Consider the following 16082-nt stretch of genomic DNA (forward strand, 5'->3'; position numbering starts at 1 on the left):
GAGGCCGATGTCCATACTCGACAAACACGGCGTTATCGAACGCAACGCTACACTCCTCTTGGTCGGCTCCCTGCTGGTCGTCTCCATCGGCGGCATCGTGGAAATTGCACCGCTCTTCTATCTCGAAAATACCATCGAGAAGGTGGAGGGCATGCGACCCTATACGCCGCTGGAGCTCGCCGGGCGCAACATTTACATCCGCGAGGGATGTTACGTCTGCCACAGCCAGATGATCCGGCCGTTCCGCGACGAGGTGGAGCGTTACGGGCATTACAGCCTGGCGGCGGAATCGATGTACGACCATCCGTTCCAGTGGGGCTCCAAGCGCACGGGCCCGGACCTCGCGCGTGTCGGTGATCGTTATTCGAACGAGTGGCACGTGCAGCACTTGGCCGATCCGCGCTCTGTGGTGCCGGAATCGATCATGCCGTCCTATGCCTTCCTGAAGACCACGCCGCTGAAGATCACCGATATCTCGATGGAGCTGAAGGCCAATCGCGCCGTCGGCGTGCCCTATAGCGACGAGATGATCGAGAAATCCGCAGCCGATCTGGCGGCCCAGGCCGATCCCAATGCCGATACGGGCGAACTTCTGGCGCGTTACCCGAAGGCGAAGGTCGGCGATTTCGATGGTGATCCGGCCAAGCTCACCGAAATGGATGCGCTGGTCGCCTATCTGCAGATGCTCGGCACGCTGGTCGATTTCTCGACCTATGACGATGCCGCCGGATACCGGTGAGGAGGTGTGAACCATGGAAACCTATACGGCCATGCGCCACTTCGCCGACAGCTGGGGCCTGCTTGCCATGACCCTGTTCTTTGCCGGCGTCGTCGTTTTCACCCTTCGCCCCGGCTCGAGACAAGCCGCGGACGATGCCGCCAGCATTCCGCTCAGGGAGGACTAAGATATGTCCGAAAAACACATTGATGACATCAGCGGCGTCGAAACCACCGGCCATGAATGGGACGGTATCCGCGAACTGAACAATCCCATGCCCCGCTGGTGGGTGTGGACCTTCTATTTCACGATCCTCTGGGCCATCGGCTACACCATCGCCTATCCGGCGTGGCCGCTGATCAACGGGGCGACGCAAGGGTTGCTCGGCTGGAGCAGCCGTGGCGACATCGCCGCCGAAATTGCCGATGCAAAACAGTCGCAAAGCGTCTTTGTCGACAAGATTGCCAATTCGTCGCTTGCCGACATTCAGGCGGACCCGACGCTGATGCAATTTGCCCTTTCCGGCGGCGCTGCCGCTTTCAAGGTCAATTGCATTCAGTGTCACGGTTCGGGTGCTGAAGGCGGGCAGGGCTATCCCAACCTCAACGATGACGACTGGATGTGGGGCGGCAGCGTCGACGACATCTATACGACGGTGAAGCATGGCATTCGTTTTGCCGACGATGCGGATACGCGTGCTTCGGAAATGCCGGCCTTTAGCGATATCCTCCAGTCGAACGAAATCCGCGAGGTTGCCGCCTATGTCGTCAGTCTCACCGGCACCCCCTCCAACCCGGCGCTGGTGGAGCCCGGCAAGCAGCTCTTTGCCGACAATTGCGCCTCGTGCCACGGGGAAGACGCCAAGGGCAATCGCGAATTCGGCGCGCCCAATCTTGCCGATGCGATCTGGCTAAAGTCGCAGGGCGAAGAGGGGATTGTCTCGCAGATACGGTCGCCCAAGCACGGGGTCATGCCCGCCTGGGGCGAGCGCCTCGGCGATACGACGGTCAAGCAGCTGGCGATCTTCGTTCATTCGCTTGGTGGCGGTGAGTGATTGCTTGAGACAGAGAAGGAGGGGGCCACGTGATGCGGCCCCTGAGGTTGCGCCCCCACACACTCCAAGTCATCCTCGGGCTTGACCCGAGGATCCATGGTGCCACCCGCTGTGGATCCTCGGGTCAAGCCCGAGGATGACGGAGGAGAGGTTCAGAAGACGGGCCGCGACGCGGCCTTTCTTTATCGATCCGACCAGACGGCCAGTTCATATCCGTCCGGATCGGCGAAATGGAAACGCCGGCCGCCCGGAAAGGCGAAGATCGCGACGCTGATCTGCCCGCCGGCGGCTTCGACGCGTCGTTGCACATCCTCGATATCGGCGGCGTAAAGAATGACGAGCGGTCCGCCCTTGGCCGATACCGGCGCCGTGGTTGTGAAACCGCCGGTCAGCCGGCCATCGGAAAACTCGCAATATTGTGGACCGTAATCCTTGAAGGACCAGCCGAAGGCGCCGCCGTAAAACTCCTTGCTGCGCTCGATATCGGCGACGTTGAATTCGACATAGTCGATGCGCCGGTCATTGGTATTTTCTGTCATCGTCCACTCCATCAATCCGCTTCAAGCAGCGACTTCAGCGTTTCGAGATCGGCCGTGACCGCCTTGGCGTCCTGCTCGAAATCCTCGTCCGTCATGCCTTCAAGCCGAAGCAGCGTGAAGCTCACTTCGGTACCGCTGCCATTCGGCGTTACCCTGAGGGCGTTATAGACCTTCAGCCCGTCAGGCAATGTGACGACATGGTCGATGACGCCGAATTCGTTGGTGGGCGCGAAATTCACGCGCACCTCGCCAAGCGGTCCGCCATCGGCGATCCAGTCTTCGCCATCAGGCGTCAGCCCGCCGCCAAGACCTGCCGCCCAGCGCGGCATGTTCTGCGGGTCGGAGGCGAAGTCGTAGACATGGCTCCAGGGTTTTTCGATCGACAGATGAATGATTCTCGACTGCATGACAGGCATTTCATCCTCCCTTGGCGGCGCGTTCCCATACTGCGCCACTTTGTCGTCACTTGATGCAAGTCAAGGATGTTTCACCGGGGAGATGGGAGAAAGCAAGGAGATAAAAACGGACTCCTATCATGAACATCTATCGCGCCGGACAGGATCGCCCGCAACAGCCCGTCGAAAGGCTGGAGGCGGAAGCCGTCAATTCCGCAAAAACGCGCAAACCGCTTTACGAAGCGCGCAAGAAGATTTTTCCGAAGCGCGCCGAAGGCAGGTTCCGGCGGTTCAAATGGCTGGTGATGCTGGTCACGCTCGGCATCTATTATCTGACGCCGTTCCTGCGCTGGGACCGCGGTCCCTATGCGCCCGATCAGGCAGTGCTGATCGATATCGCCAACCGGCGCTTTTATTTCTTCTTCATCGAAATCTGGCCGCAGGAGTTCTTTTTTGTTGCCGGCCTGCTGGTCATGGCGGGGCTGGGACTGTTTCTCGTCACATCAGCCGTCGGGCGCGCATGGTGCGGTTACACCTGTCCGCAGACCGTCTGGGTCGACCTGTTCCTGGTGGTCGAACGGGCGATAGAGGGCGACAGGAATGCGCGCATGAAACTGGATGCGGCGCCCTTCACATTCGGCAAATTGCGCAAGCGGGTGCTGAAACACGCGATCTGGCTGGTGATCGGCGTTCTGACCGGCGGCGCCTGGATTTTCTATTTCGCCGATGCGCCGACGCTGGCGATGCAGTTCATGACCGGGCAGGCGCCGATGATCGCCTATTCCACTGTCGCCATCCTCACCGCCACCACCTATGTCTTCGGCGGGCTGATGCGGGAACAGGTCTGCACCTATATGTGTCCCTGGCCGCGCATCCAAGCGGCGATGCTGGATGAGAATTCGCTTGTCGTTACCTATAATGACTGGCGCGGCGAACCGCGCTCGCGGCACGCCAAGAAGGCTGCGGCAGCTGGGGAGAGCATCGGCGATTGCGTCGATTGCAATGCCTGTGTCGCGGTCTGTCCCATGGGCATCGACATCAGGGACGGGCAGCAGCTGGAATGCATCACCTGCGCGCTCTGCATCGATGCCTGTGACGGGGTGATGGACAAGGTCGGCAAGCCGCGCGGGCTGATCGCCTATGCGACGCTTGCCGAATATCAGTCCAACATGGCGCTGGCGACCGGCAATGGTGAGCATGCCATCCGCCCCGCCAATGTGCGCGAGGAGGACGGCAGCTTCAGGAAGAGTGTCCGCCACTTCAACTGGCGCATCGTCTTCCGGCCGCGCACGCTGCTTTACACGGCCATATGGTCGGCGGTCGGCATCGGCATGCTGTTTGCACTGGTGACGCGGGAGCGGCTGGCGCTGAATGTCCTGCACGACCGCAATCCGCAATATGTGCTGGAATCGAACGGTTCCATTCGCAACGGCTATACGGTGCGCATTCTCAACATGGTGCCGCAGCCGCGCATAATGAGCCTGACCATAGAAGGCATTCCGAATGCGGTGATGAAGATCAACGGCATGCCGGACACGGCCGCGCGCACCTTCGAGGTGACGGTGGAGCCGGACGAGGCGACGACGCTGAAGGTCTTCGTCACCCTGCCGGGCGAGGATGTGGCGCGGGCGGCGGAAAACTTCGAATTCATCGTCAGCGATACGGGCGGCCATGAGACGGCCCGCTACGATGCTGTCTTCAACGCTCCGGGAGTGAAAAAATGACCGTGAACAATCGCCAGACGTCCGGTTTCACGTTCACCGGCTGGCATATGCTGGGTGTCATGCTGCTGTTTTTCGGCACCGTCATCACCGTCAACATGGTGATGGCCTGGAACGCGGTCAACAGCTGGAGCGGGCTTGTCGTGCCCAATACCTATGTGGCCAGCCAGCAGTTCAACGCCAAGGCGGAAGCCGCCAAGGCAAGGGCTGCGACCGGTATCAAGGGCAAGCTCATCGTGGATGAAAAGACGGTGCGTTACGAGGTGTTTCATCCCGACACCGGCCCGGTCGACACCGATAAGGTGACGGCGCATTTTCGCCGCCCTGTCGGGGAACGCCAGAATTTCGACATGGAACTGACCCCGGTTTCCACCGGCGTCTTCACCGGACCGCATGATATGCTGCCGGGCCAATGGATCGTCGAGGTTACCGCCGTCAAGGACGGCCGGATCATCGTGCATGAGGGCACGCGGATCGCCGTCATCAGGGGGCGCCAATGAGCTGCTGCGCACCGGGAACCGAAGGTTCGCTGCAACTCGGCGAGCCGGTCAATCCGCCATCGTCGGAGGAGTTGCTGCTGGCGAGCCGCGATCTGGGGCAGGGGTTGCGCCAGACCGATCTCAGCGTGCCGGATGTTTATTGCGGCGCCTGCATCACAACCATCGAGACCGCGCTTAACCGTTTGCCGCAGGTGGAACGGGCGCGGGTGAACCTGTCGTCCAAACGTGTGGCGGTTGTCTGGAAGGAAGAGGTCAATGGCGTCAGGACCGATCCCGCCGATCTTGCTCGCGCCATTCTTGCGACGGGATATCGCACGCATCTTTTCGCCAGCGGGCAGGATGCCTCGGACGCCTTGCGTTCGCAGCTGACAAGGGCGGTGGCGCTGTGCGGTTTTGCTTCCGCCAATATCATGCTTCTGTCCGTCTCCGTCTGGTCGGGGGCGGATGCGGCGACGCGCGACATGTTCCACTGGATTTCGGCGATGATCGCCGCGCCGGCGCTGATTTATGGCGGGCGTTTCTTCTACCAATCTGCCTGGAACGCGCTGAAACATGGCCGCACCAATATGGACGTGCCGATCGCACTCGCCATCACGCTTTCCTATGTCATCTCCCTGTGGGAGACGATCCATCACGGCGAACATGCCTGGTTCGATGCGACCGTGTCGCTGCTGTTCTTCCTGCTCATCGGACGCACGTTGGATCATATCATGCGCGACAAGGCGCGCTCGGCCATTGCCGGGCTTGCCCGGCTTTCGCCGCGCGGGGCAACGGTGATCGGTGAGAATGGAACGCGGGAGTATCGGCCGCTTGCCGATATCCAGCCGGGAATGTCGATTGCGATTGCGGCTGGCGACCGCGTGGCCGTGGATGCCGTGGTCGTCTCTGGTAGCAGCGATCTCGACATGTCCATCGTCAATGGTGAAAGCGCGCCGCGTCGCGTTGCGGCAGGCGACAGCCTTCAGGCTGGCACGCTCAATCTCACCGGTTCGCTGACTGCGCGTGTGACGGCATCGGCGAAGGATTCCTTCCTCTCGGAAGTCATCGGGTTGATGGAGGCGGCCGAAGGCGGGCGGGCGCGTTACCGGCGCATCGCAGATCGTGCCGCGAGCTATTATTCTCCCATGGTGCATCTTCTTGCACTGGTGACGTTTCTCGGCTGGGGCATTTTCGGCGGTGACTGGAAACAGGCGATGCTGATCGCCATTGCGGTTCTCATCATCACCTGCCCCTGCGCGCTTGGCCTTGCCGTTCCCGTCGTGCAGGTGGTGGCCGCTGGAAGGCTTTTCCGGCACGGCATTATGGTCAAGGAAGGCTCGGCCATGGAGCGGCTGGCCGAAATCGATACTGTGCTGTTCGACAAGACCGGGACGCTGACCATCGGCAAACCGAGATTGGTCGAGACCGGCGATGTGAAGCCCGCCACCATGGCGATTGCGGCCGGGCTTGCCGCCCATTCGCGGCATCCTCTCTCGAAAGCCCTGCATGCCGCTTATAACGGTGCCTTGCCGGCCTATGAGTTGGTGCGGGAAATTCCGGGTTCGGGCGTCGAGGCCGAGACGGAAGCTGGCATCTACCGGCTCGGCAATCGCCGTTTCGCCTGCCCGGATGAGGCACGGACCGACAATGGCGATGCGCGGTCGGAGGTGGTGCTGTCGCTCGATGGCCATCAACTGGCGAGCTTCGGTTTCGAGGATAATCCGCGCGCGGGTACGGTTGCGGCTCTGCGTAATCTCTCAGTGCGGGGCCTGATGCAGGAAATCGTTTCGGGTGACCGGGCCGCCGCCGTCAGCGCCATGGCGCAACGGCTGGGGATCGGCAACTGGCATGCGGACCTTTCGCCGAAGGACAAGGCGGCGCGCTGCGCTGAGCTTGCCGGCGAGGGCCGCAGGGTGCTGATGGTGGGAGACGGTATCAACGACGCGCCGGCGCTCGCCGCCGCGCATGTGTCCATGGCGCCCGCCACCGCCGCCGATATCGGCCGGCAGGCCGCCGATTTTGTGTTCATGCAGGAGGATCTCGATGCCGTGCCTTTCGCAATCGAGACATCACAGCGGGCAGGAAGGCTGATACGGCAGAACTTCGCGCTTGCCATAGGCTATAACATCATTGCCGTGCCGATTGCGATTGCCGGTTACGCGACGCCGATGATCGCGGCCATCGCCATGTCGACGTCTTCGCTGATCGTTGTCGCCAATGCCCTGCGGCTTGCCGGTGTGGCTGAAACCATCCGTCCCCAGAACGACGCAAAGACCGGATTTGCAGGCGAGGGGGCGCAACTGGCATGAACATGCTGATCTATCTCATTCCCGTCGCGCTGTTTCTGGGCGCGCTCGGCCTTTTCGCTTTCCTCTGGTCGGTTCGATCAGGGCAGTATGACGATATGGACGGGGCCGCCTGGAGGGTAATCGATGATGGTGATGACCGGCCACGGCCATCTTGATGGGGAAACAAAAGGTCAGTTTTGAACTGGCCTCGACCTGTCGCAAATATGCAAAGCTGATTTGCGTCATCAAAATTTAATCGTTTCAGTCGCCCCCAGCCTTGCCGTTTGTTCATTACAGTGCCACAACACGACCACCTAAAAGCAAGATGGAGGCACATCCGTGGAACAGGCAGAAATCGGTTTGATCGGTCTCGGCGTCATGGGCTCGAACCTGGCGTTGAACATCGCGGAAAAGGGCAACAAGATTGCCGTATTCAACCGAACCCCTGAAGCGACGAAAAAATTCTACGCCGAGGCTGGGGACTTGCAGGGACAGTTGATCCCCTGCGAAACCATCGAGGAATTCGTCGCCGCCATTCGCCCTCCGCGCCCGATCATCATCATGATCAAGGCCGGCGATCCGGTCGACCAGCAGATGGAAATCCTGAAACCGCATCTCGCCAACGGCGACATCATGATCGATGCCGGCAATGCGAATTTCCGCGATACGATCCGCCGTTTCGACAATCTGAAGGATAGCGGCCTGACCTTTATCGGCATGGGCGTTTCCGGCGGTGAAGAAGGCGCGCGCCATGGACCGTCGATCATGGTCGGCGGCACCGAGGATAGCTGGAAGCGCGTTGAAAAGGTGCTGACTTCCATTTCCGCCAAATACAACAACGATCCGTGCGTGGCATGGCTCGGCAATGACGGCGCTGGCCATTTCGTCAAGACCATCCATAACGGCATCGAATATGCCGATATGCAGATGATCGCCGAAATCTACGGCATTCTGCGTGACGGCCTTGGCATGAGCGCCGTCGAAATCGCCGACGTGTTCGCCGAGTGGAACAAGGGTCGCCTGAATTCCTACCTGATCGAAATCACCGAGAAGGTTTTGCGCGCCGCCGATCCGATCACCGGCAAGCCGATGGTCGATCTGATCCTCGACAAGGCCGGCCAGAAGGGCACCGGCAAGTGGTCGGTCATCGAGGCGCAGAACATGGGCGTCGCTGCAACCGCCATCGAGGCGGCCGTGGCTGCCCGTATCCTGTCGTCGCAGAAGGATGAGCGCGAGGCTGCCGAGAAGATCTTCGGCCTGCCGACCCTTGCAGCGGCGCCTGCTGACAAAAAGGCCTTCATCGCCGATCTGGAAAGCGCGCTTCTGGCCGCCAAGGTCGGCGCTTATGCGCAGGGCTTCGCCATCATGTCGGCCGCTTCGAAGGAGTTCAACTGGAACCTGCCGATGCCGACGATCGCGCGCATCTGGCGCGCCGGTTGCATCATCCGCTCGGAATTCCTCGATGAGATCACCTCGGCCTTCACCAAGGATCCGCATGTGGCCAACCTCATCGTGACGCCGGCCTTCTCCGCCATCGTCAAGGATACCGACGCGCCGCTGCGCCGCGTGGTTTCTTATGCCGTCCTGTCGGGCCTGCCGGTTTCGGCTCTGGCTTCGGCGCTCGGTTATTTCGACGCCTATCGCCGTGGCCGCGGCAGCGCCAACCTCATTCAGGCGCAGCGCGACTTCTTCGGCGCGCATGGTTTCGAACGCACCGACGGTGTCGACAAGCCGCATGGCCCTTGGGGCAGCGGCGCCGACATTTTCTGATCGGCTGAAACGACAAACGACAAAAGGGTCGGCTTTGAGCCGACCCTTTTTACTTGGTGGATAATGCTGAAACCTCTCCTTCGTCATTCTCGGGCTTGACCCGAGAATCCACAGCCCATTGCGATCAATGGATCCTCGGGTCAAGCCCGAGGATGACGTCGAATGTTGAGCGATATTCGTAAAAAATTGTCAGGCCCGCTCGCGCGGGCCTTGTCATTGTATCCGGTGACTGCACTCAGCGGGCGGCGGCGAGGCCGACGATCAGGCCGCTCACGGCGTTGATGAGCAGGAACTGGTTGTCGACGCGCACCCAGCGCTGGTCGCGACGCGGCTCGGCAAGGCGGTAACGGCGATAGTCGCGGCGATCGATAACGTTCCGGCGCTCGCCCGCGGACAGGCGCTGGCCGCGATCCCAACGCTGCTTCTTGACGATGACCTTCTTGGTGGTGACCTGACGCTCGACGGTGACGCCACGGTGGCGATCGTCATAACGGCTTTGCGCCTGGGCCATGGGAGCTGCAAGAACAGTGGCGGCCAGAAGAATGGTGACAAACTTTTTCATGAATGTTTCCTCTCGGGTTTAGATGAGAAGAACTTACGAATAAACGAATGAACGGAAACTGAATTTAAAATTACATTTATGTAATGGTTATTAACGGTTAGCGGTGCGTGTTAATCTCTTGTTTTGAGATTTTGGCCACCATTTTGCGTGGGTGTGGCCGCCCGGCGGAACCGGGCGGCCCGTGTCTTTATCAGACGCGTTCGGCGGATTTTGCCCAGAGGTTGATATCCGCGTCCTTGGCATAACGATCGATCTCCGCCAGCTCCTCGGCGGTGAAATCGGGCTTGTCGAGCGCCTTCACGCAATCCTCGACCTGCTCGACACGGCTTGCGCCGATCAGCGCCGAGGTGATGCGGCCGCCACGCAGAACCCAGGCAATCGCCATCTGCGCCAGCGTCTGGCCGCGCCGCTCGGCGATGCTGTTCAGCGCGCGGATGTTTTCGACATTGCGCTCGTTGAGGAAGGCCGGGTTCAGCGACTTGCTCTGCGATGCGCGGCTGCCATCAGGCACGCCGCCGAGATATTTCGTCGTCAACATGCCCTGCGCCAGCGGCGAGAAGACGATGGAGCCGATGCCCAGTTCCTCCAGCGTATCGACGAGACCGTCTTCCTCGATCCAGCGATTGATCATCGAATAGCTCGGCTGGTGGATGATGCAGGGCGTGCCGAGATCCTTCAGGATCGCGGCGGCCTCGCGGGTGCGCTTCGAGTTGTAGGAGGATATGCCGACATAAAGCGCCTTGCCCGAACGCACGATCTGGTCCAGCGCGCCGCAGGTTTCCTCAAGCGGCGTATTGGGGTCGAAACGGTGGGAATAGAAGATATCGACGTAATCCAGGCCCATGCGTTTCAGGCTCTGGTCGCAGGAGGCGATTACGTATTTGCGACTGCCCCATTCGCCATAGGGGCCGGGCCACATGTTGTAACCGGCCTTGGAGGAGATGATCATCTCGTCGCGATAACCGGCGAAATCCGTCTTGAGGATTTCGCCGAAGGCGGTTTCGGCGCTGCCGGGCGGCGGGCCGTAATTGTTGGCGAGATCGAAATGGGTGATGCCGAGATCGAAGGCGCGGCGGCAGATGGCCTGTTTGGTCTGATGCGGCGTGTCATTGCCGAAATTGTGCCAGAGCCCGAGCGAAATCGCCGGCAGCTTCAGGCCGGTCTTGCCGCAATGATTGTATTTCATGGATGCGTATCGGTTTTCGGCCGGTTGCCAAACCATGGGTCTTCCTCCGCTTGCTGATGACTGGTTGCCGGAGAACCCGGCAACCCTTTGAACCGATGAAGACAGGCGTGGGTTCGCCTGTCATTCCCGAGAGGGATGGTTATGCCTTTCTCCGCATCGTTTCAATGCGAAGATTGGCAGGTATGAAGATCGAAGATGCGGAAATGCGGCTGGGGGCCGCCCGCCTTCGGGGTGAAGATGATGCGGCGTGTCTCGCCGGCGGAAAGATCGAAGAGATTGTCGGAATAACGTCCGGGCTGATCCGCCTCCAGCATGACGAAGAGGGCGAGACCCGTGGCGGTGACATCGATTTCGAACTGGCCGTTTTTCAGGGCCCTCGTGGCGAATGTCAGGCCGGCCGGCTGAAGCTCCAGCGCCTTGTAGCTATCGCGCACATGATGGCCTTCGCCGGTCATGCCATTCGATGCGATGAAGTTCCACGCGAGGATGGCGCCATCGGGCAAGCCGTCCATGTCGATATCGGTCAATGTTGCGGCCCTGTCGGTCGCGCAGGTGCCGTTGGCGGATTTCAGCGGCACGCGGTTGCCGTCCATGGTGAGAGCAACGATGTTCATGTCGATCTCCACATCTTCCGCCGTGTCGTTGACCATGGAGAAGCTCACCCGGCGCCCATCTTCGGAAGGGATGGCCGAGACCGCGACGGGCTGGAAGAAGCGGCGGGCGGCATAATGCAGCGCTTTCCAGCCGCCGCCATAATCGAGGCTCGACCAGGAGGCGACCGGCCAGGTGTCGTTGAGCTGCCAATAAAGCGTGCCCATGCAATGGGGTTTCAGCGAGCGCCAGTAATTGACGGCGGTGCGGATCGCCAGCGCCTGCTGCACCTGACTGAGATAAACGAAATTCTCGAAATCCTTCGGGAAGCGGAAATAGCGGAACATGGTGCCGGCGATCCGCTCGTTGCCGCCGACATTCTTCTGGTGCAATTCAATGACCGGGGAGGCGATGTTCATGTCCTTTTCTTCCGCATAGGTGCGGATGACGGGCATGGATGTGTAGGACTGGAAACCGAATTCGGAGCAGAAGCGCGGTTTCACCGAACGGTAATTGTCGAACGACTTGTTCTCGTGCCAGACGGACCAGTAATGCATGTCACCGGAACCATCCGCGTGCCAGGCGTCGCCATAATCGAGATAACCGGAGGCGGGGCTTGATGGCCACCAGAGCGCTTCGGGAGCGGCTTTTTTTAAGGTCCGTTCAACGGTGCGGTTCAGGCGGTCATAAGCCACGAGATAACGGTCGCGATTGTTGCGGGATTCATCGAACCAGGTCAGCGCCCCCACCAGCTCGTTATCGCCGCACCAGAGCGCGATGGAGGGATGCGAGGACAGGCGTTTCACCTGATAGTCGACCTCGTGTTCGACATTGTCGAGGAAGTCCTCGCTGCAGGGATAGAGATTGCAGGCGAACATGAAATCCTGCCAGACCAGCAGGCCGAGACGGTCGCAGAGATCGTAGAACCAGTCTTCCTCATAAAAGCCGCCGCCCCAGACGCGGATCATGTTCATATTGGCCTCGACAGCCGAACATAGAAGGTCCTCGGTCTTTTCCCTGCTGGTCAGCGAATAAAGCGCATCTGCCGGGATCCAGTTGGCGCCGCGGCAGAAGATTTCCCGGCCATTGATGCGGAAGGCGAAGCGGCTGCCCGCGTCGTCCTTGTCCGTCAGAAGCTCGATGGTCCTGAAGCCGATCTGGCGGGTGACGCTCTCATCGGGCAATTCCACCGTCAGCCTGTAGAGCGTCTGTTCACCACTGCCGGCCGGCCACCAGAGTTCCGGATTTTCCACGAAGAAGACGTGGCGCACCACCGTTTCACCGCCGCCGACGCCGCAATCCAGCCGCAGCCTGTCATCGTTGAGGGACAGATAGACCGGCAGGCTCGCCGGTCCCCCGGCAAACAGCGTGACGGCCACATGCAGCTCGACGCCGCCTTCGACATGGTGCTGCGAGGTGACGACGTGCTCGATACGGGCCGTATCGAGCCGCTTCAGCAGGATCTTGCCGTAAAGGCCGAGCGGCGCGATGGCGATGTTCCAGTCCCAGCCGAAATGGCATTGCGGCTTGCGCAGCATGTTGCCATTGGCGATCGGCGAATTGCCGGGGTGATAGGGAATATAAAAAGGCTGCCGCGCCTGCCGTTCCGCGCCGGCGGCGATATTGGAATGGAAATGGATGCGGATGGTGTTTTCACCAGGCCGCACCGCGCGCGACACGTCAGGGCGGTAACGGCGGAAACAATTGTCTGCGGTGAGAACCGGGACATCATTGACGAAGACGATGGCGACGGTGTCGAGGTAATCGATATCGAGATACCAGCCGGCATCCGCCTCATCGAGGATGAAGGTTCGCTCGAGGATCCAGTCCTGCTGCGCGACCCATTGCACCGCCTTTTCATTGGCGCCGTGATAGGGATCGGCAATGATGCCCGCATTTTTGAGCGCGGTGTGAATATCGCCCGGTACGGAAAGCTGGGTTGCATGATCTCCTTCCACTGAGGCCAGGCGCCAGAGCCCGGCCAGATCGATGACGGTTTCGGGCGTGGAGGAAGAAATCATGATCGGACCCTGCATAATATGAATTCGAAGAAGATGAGCCGGCATTATGGTGCAGGCTTGTGTCAGAATCTGGGGGAATGGATGCCCGCAAAGCGGCTGTCACACGCTTGTCCGGCTTTGCGATTTCCTCCGTCCGGCAACGTTACCGTAAAACAATCGCGCCGTCATTCCTTTGAGTGGTAATGAGCGGCATGAAAAATACCGGAAGCCTGTACCTCGCGGCGGGTGAATGAAGACATTCCGATGAATTTGTATTTTATCTATACATATTATAATCTTATCCATGTTTTCTAAATTTAAAAATAAAGATTTTCATTCATCGATGGTCAGGCTTTACATGCCGGCGAACAGGCGCAGCGGATGAGAAATGTTTTCGGGACCGATATCGTTGCAGTTGAATTGGCGCAGACTTTGAAACGGTTGGCTTTTGACCGCAGACCTTTGCCTTTGCAACAGCGCAAAAGCTATCTATGATTATCGTTCGGTAAAGCGTGGCGAAATGACATGAACGATACTGGCAAATCCGGCGGGGGCGACATACCTGCGACGACGGGCGAGCGCCCAACCCTGAAGACCATCGCTTATATGACGGGCCTTGGCATCACCACAGTCTCGCGCGCGCTGAAGGATGCGCCCGATATCGGCGCCGAAACCAAGGAGCGTGTGCGGCTGATCGCCCGGCAGATCGGTTACCAGCCGAACCGCGCCGGTGTGCGCCTCCGCACCGGCAAGACCAATGTCATCGCGCTGGTGCTGAGCGTCGACGAAGAGCTGATGGGTTTCACCAGCCAGATGGTGTTCGGCATCACCGAGGTTCTCTCCACGACCCAATATCACCTCGTCGTCACGCCCCATATCCACGCCAAGGATTCCATGGTGCCGATCCGTTATATTCTGGAGACCGGCTCGGCGGATGGGGTGATTATTTCGAAGATCGAGCCGAACGATCCGCGTGTGCGTTTCATGACCGAGCGCAACATGCCCTTCGTCACCCACGGGCGTTCGGACATGGGCATCGAGCATGCCTTTCATGATTTCGACAACGAGGCCTATGCCTATGAGGCGGTCGAGCGGCTGGCCCAATGCGGACGCAAGAGGATCGCCGTCATCGTGCCGCCATCGCGGTTTTCATTCCACGATCATGCCCGCAAGGGCTTCAATCGCGGGATCAGGGATTTCGGGCTGACCGAATTCCCGATCGATATCATCACCATCGAGACGCCGCTCGAGAAAATCCGCGATTTTGGCCAGAGGCTGATGCAGTCGGATGACCGGCCGGATGGTATCGTCTCGATCAGCGGCAGCAGCACCATTGCCCTGGTGGCGGGCCTTGAAGCCGCGGGCGTGCGGATCGGTGAGGATATCGACATCGTCTCGAAGCAGTCGGCCGAATTCCTGAACTGGATCAAACCGCAGATCCATACCGTCAACGAGGACATCAAGCTGGCGGGCAGGGAGCTTGCCAGGGCCCTGCTGGCGCGCATCAATGGCGAGCCCCCGGAAACCCTGCAGAGCGTCAGCGGGCCGGTCTGGTCTTCGATGACGCCGAAGCCGTAGACCGCTCACAGGTCAGGCGATGTGCGGCTTTGGCCGATGTAACTGCCTGCCAACCCTTGCGTTTCCGTTTTTCCGCCCAAAACCTGGGCTGGCTCAAGGCAGGAAAGACGGAGATTCGGCAATGCATCTGCATCGTCAGGACAGGCAGTCCCTGAGCGAACCGGCGATGCCCCGCATCAGCTTGAAATAGAGTTCGGGGCCGGGCTCCAGCGTGGCCGCCTCCGGATCCAGCGTCGCGGACTTCGCCGCCGTGCCTTCGGTGATGACCGAGACCAGTTTCGGCTCGAATTGCGGTTCGGCGAAGACACAGGTTGCACCGAGTTGGCGGACCTTTTCCTGCATCTGCTTGACACGATCCGCGCCCGGCAGGGTTTCGGGGCTGACAGTGATTGATCCCACCGCATTCACGCCGTAACGGCGTTCGAAATACTGGTAGGCATCATGAAAAACGATAAAGGGCTTGTCCTTGACGGGCTTCACCGTTTCCGCCAGTTCGGCGTCGAGCGCATCGAGATCGGCGAGCAGCTTCTTGGTATTGGCCTGATAGGTTGCGGCATTGCCGGCATCGGCTGCGATCAGCGCGGTTTCTATCGTCTGGACAATGGCCTTGGCATTGGCCGCGTCCAGCCAGGGGTGGGTGTCATAGGCGCCGTGGTCGCGGTCATCATCCTGGGCGTGGTCATGCCCATGATCCTGCGCGCCTTCTTGTTCGGCGTGGCCGTCATGCGCCCCACTGCTTTCTTCGCCATCGTCATGCGCCTCAAACGGGCCGCCTTCGCGAAAAGGCAGTTTTTCGAGGCCCTCGGCATCTTCCAGCTCTACCACCGTCGCCTTGCTGGCGAGCGCCTCCAGCGGCTTTTCCAGAAACGCCTCCAGCCCCGGCCCCACCCAGAACACCACATCCGCCTTTTCCAGCTTGCGCGCATTGGAAGGCCGAAGATTATAGGTATGCGGCGAAGCTGCGCCGTCAACGATGAGCTCCGGTTCGCCCACGCCCTGCATGATGGCCGCGACGAGGGAATGCACGGGTTTGATCGACACCACGACATTGGGGGCGGCGGTGGCGCCGGAAGCGGCCGCCGCGATTGCCACTGACGCCATGAGCGGGATCAGGATCGATTTCATGAAATGCACTCCACTTGAACAGGTATAGTTATGTTATTACATTTATTGCGTAACCCTATAACGTATGCAATAGCGG

Annotated in this window: 15 protein-coding genes; 9 read left to right on the forward strand and 6 right to left on the reverse strand. The window is 60.1% G+C overall.

Translation table 11 applies throughout. From position 1 onward, the window contains the following. The first annotated feature begins 7 nt into the window (after positions 1-7). The 3 genes from ccoO to ccoP are packed head-to-tail and all read left to right on the forward strand — an operon-like array spanning position 8 to position 1772. Complete coding sequence (ccoO, locus tag N5D22_RS11470; protein ID WP_279655114.1) at positions 8-739, forward strand: cytochrome-c oxidase, cbb3-type subunit II; 732 nt, start codon at positions 8-10, stop codon at positions 737-739. Positions 740-752: 13 nt separating this feature from the next. Next, positions 753-905, forward strand: a complete 153-nt coding sequence (locus tag N5D22_RS11475; protein WP_279655115.1) for a cbb3-type cytochrome c oxidase subunit 3 — start codon at positions 753-755, stop codon at positions 903-905. Positions 906-908: 3 nt separating this feature from the next. Continuing rightward, positions 909-1772 (forward strand): cytochrome-c oxidase, cbb3-type subunit III, encoded by an 864-nt coding sequence (ccoP, locus tag N5D22_RS11480; RefSeq protein WP_279655116.1) that lies wholly within the window; start codon positions 909-911, stop codon positions 1770-1772. 182 nt (positions 1773-1954) lie between these two features. Here the strand turns inward: ccoP and N5D22_RS11485 are convergent, their stop codons facing one another. Then, on the reverse strand, positions 1955-2311 hold the full coding sequence (locus N5D22_RS11485; protein ID WP_279655117.1) for a VOC family protein: 357 nt from the start codon (positions 2309-2311) through the stop codon (positions 1955-1957). 11 nt (positions 2312-2322) lie between these two features. Continuing rightward, on the reverse strand, positions 2323-2727 hold the full coding sequence (locus N5D22_RS11490; protein ID WP_279655118.1) for an SRPBCC family protein: 405 nt from the start codon (positions 2725-2727) through the stop codon (positions 2323-2325). A 119-nt stretch (positions 2728-2846) separates the two neighbouring features. Between N5D22_RS11490 and ccoG the strand changes: the two genes are divergently transcribed. From ccoG to gndA, 5 genes are all read left to right on the forward strand, one after another. Further along, on the forward strand, positions 2847-4430 hold the full coding sequence (ccoG, locus tag N5D22_RS11495; protein ID WP_279655119.1) for a cytochrome c oxidase accessory protein CcoG: 1584 nt from the start codon (positions 2847-2849) through the stop codon (positions 4428-4430). Then, complete coding sequence (locus N5D22_RS11500) at positions 4427-4927, forward strand: FixH family protein (protein WP_020813183.1); 501 nt, start codon at positions 4427-4429, stop codon at positions 4925-4927. Before ccoG ends, N5D22_RS11500 begins: the two co-directional genes overlap by 4 nt. Continuing rightward, entirely contained in the window at positions 4924-7215 is a 2292-nt protein-coding gene (locus N5D22_RS11505) for a cation-translocating P-type ATPase (protein WP_279655120.1), read from the forward strand. Before N5D22_RS11500 ends, N5D22_RS11505 begins: the two co-directional genes overlap by 4 nt. After that, the gene (ccoS, locus tag N5D22_RS11510; protein WP_035223387.1) at positions 7212-7370 is read left to right on the forward strand and encodes a cbb3-type cytochrome oxidase assembly protein CcoS; all 159 of its coding nucleotides are present in this window, start codon (positions 7212-7214) and stop codon (positions 7368-7370) included. Before N5D22_RS11505 ends, ccoS begins: the two co-directional genes overlap by 4 nt. Before the next feature lie 163 nt (positions 7371-7533). After that, positions 7534-8964, forward strand: a complete 1431-nt coding sequence (gndA, locus tag N5D22_RS11515; RefSeq protein WP_279655121.1) for an NADP-dependent phosphogluconate dehydrogenase — start codon at positions 7534-7536, stop codon at positions 8962-8964. 235 nt (positions 8965-9199) lie between these two features. Here gndA and N5D22_RS11520 read toward each other — a convergent pair whose 3' ends face one another. From N5D22_RS11520 to N5D22_RS11530, 3 genes are all read right to left on the reverse strand, one after another. Then, positions 9200-9526 carry an RcnB family protein gene (locus N5D22_RS11520; protein WP_279655122.1) on the reverse strand — a complete coding sequence of 109 codons (327 nt, stop codon included), beginning with the start codon at positions 9524-9526 and terminating at the stop codon, positions 9200-9202. 190 nt (positions 9527-9716) lie between these two features. After that, entirely contained in the window at positions 9717-10748 is a 1032-nt protein-coding gene (gene mgrA / locus N5D22_RS11525) for an L-glyceraldehyde 3-phosphate reductase (protein WP_279655123.1), read from the reverse strand. Positions 10749-10873: 125 nt separating this feature from the next. Further along, positions 10874-13339 (reverse strand): glycoside hydrolase family 2 protein, encoded by a 2466-nt coding sequence (locus N5D22_RS11530; protein WP_279655124.1) that lies wholly within the window; start codon positions 13337-13339, stop codon positions 10874-10876. Positions 13340-13828: 489 nt separating this feature from the next. Between N5D22_RS11530 and N5D22_RS11535 the strand changes: the two genes are divergently transcribed. Further along, positions 13829-14881 carry a LacI family transcriptional regulator gene (locus N5D22_RS11535; protein ID WP_279655125.1) on the forward strand — a complete coding sequence of 351 codons (1053 nt, stop codon included), beginning with the start codon at positions 13829-13831 and terminating at the stop codon, positions 14879-14881. A gap of 135 nt (positions 14882-15016) precedes the next feature. Here the strand turns inward: N5D22_RS11535 and znuA are convergent, their stop codons facing one another. After that, on the reverse strand, positions 15017-16006 hold the full coding sequence (znuA, locus tag N5D22_RS11540) for a zinc ABC transporter substrate-binding protein ZnuA (protein ID WP_279655126.1): 990 nt from the start codon (positions 16004-16006) through the stop codon (positions 15017-15019). Between the last annotated feature and the right edge of the window lie 76 nt (positions 16007-16082).

Source organism: Agrobacterium sp. GD03872 (genome assembly GCF_029840625.1).
Taxonomy (GTDB): domain Bacteria; phylum Pseudomonadota; class Alphaproteobacteria; order Rhizobiales; family Rhizobiaceae; genus Agrobacterium; species Agrobacterium fabrum_A.

Coding starts and splice junctions, on each gene's coding strand:
- N5D22_RS11475 (WP_279655115.1), top strand. CDS start 753: ATGGAAACCTATACGGCCATGCGCCACTTCGCCGACAGCTGGGGCCTG.
- N5D22_RS11530 (WP_279655124.1), bottom strand. CDS start 13,339: ATGCAGGGTCCGATCATGATTTCTTCCTCCACGCCCGAAACCGTCATC.
- N5D22_RS11535 (WP_279655125.1), top strand. CDS start 13,829: ATGAACGATACTGGCAAATCCGGCGGGGGCGACATACCTGCGACGACG.
- ccoO (WP_279655114.1), top strand. CDS start 8: ATGTCCATACTCGACAAACACGGCGTTATCGAACGCAACGCTACACTC.
- N5D22_RS11500 (WP_020813183.1), top strand. CDS start 4,427: ATGACCGTGAACAATCGCCAGACGTCCGGTTTCACGTTCACCGGCTGG.
- ccoP (WP_279655116.1), top strand. CDS start 909: ATGTCCGAAAAACACATTGATGACATCAGCGGCGTCGAAACCACCGGC.
- N5D22_RS11520 (WP_279655122.1), bottom strand. CDS start 9,526: ATGAAAAAGTTTGTCACCATTCTTCTGGCCGCCACTGTTCTTGCAGCT.
- N5D22_RS11490 (WP_279655118.1), bottom strand. CDS start 2,727: ATGCCTGTCATGCAGTCGAGAATCATTCATCTGTCGATCGAAAAACCC.
- ccoS (WP_035223387.1), top strand. CDS start 7,212: ATGAACATGCTGATCTATCTCATTCCCGTCGCGCTGTTTCTGGGCGCG.
- ccoG (WP_279655119.1), top strand. CDS start 2,847: ATGAACATCTATCGCGCCGGACAGGATCGCCCGCAACAGCCCGTCGAA.
- mgrA (WP_279655123.1), bottom strand. CDS start 10,748: ATGGTTTGGCAACCGGCCGAAAACCGATACGCATCCATGAAATACAAT.
- N5D22_RS11505 (WP_279655120.1), top strand. CDS start 4,924: ATGAGCTGCTGCGCACCGGGAACCGAAGGTTCGCTGCAACTCGGCGAG.
- N5D22_RS11485 (WP_279655117.1), bottom strand. CDS start 2,311: ATGACAGAAAATACCAATGACCGGCGCATCGACTATGTCGAATTCAAC.
- znuA (WP_279655126.1), bottom strand. CDS start 16,006: ATGAAATCGATCCTGATCCCGCTCATGGCGTCAGTGGCAATCGCGGCG.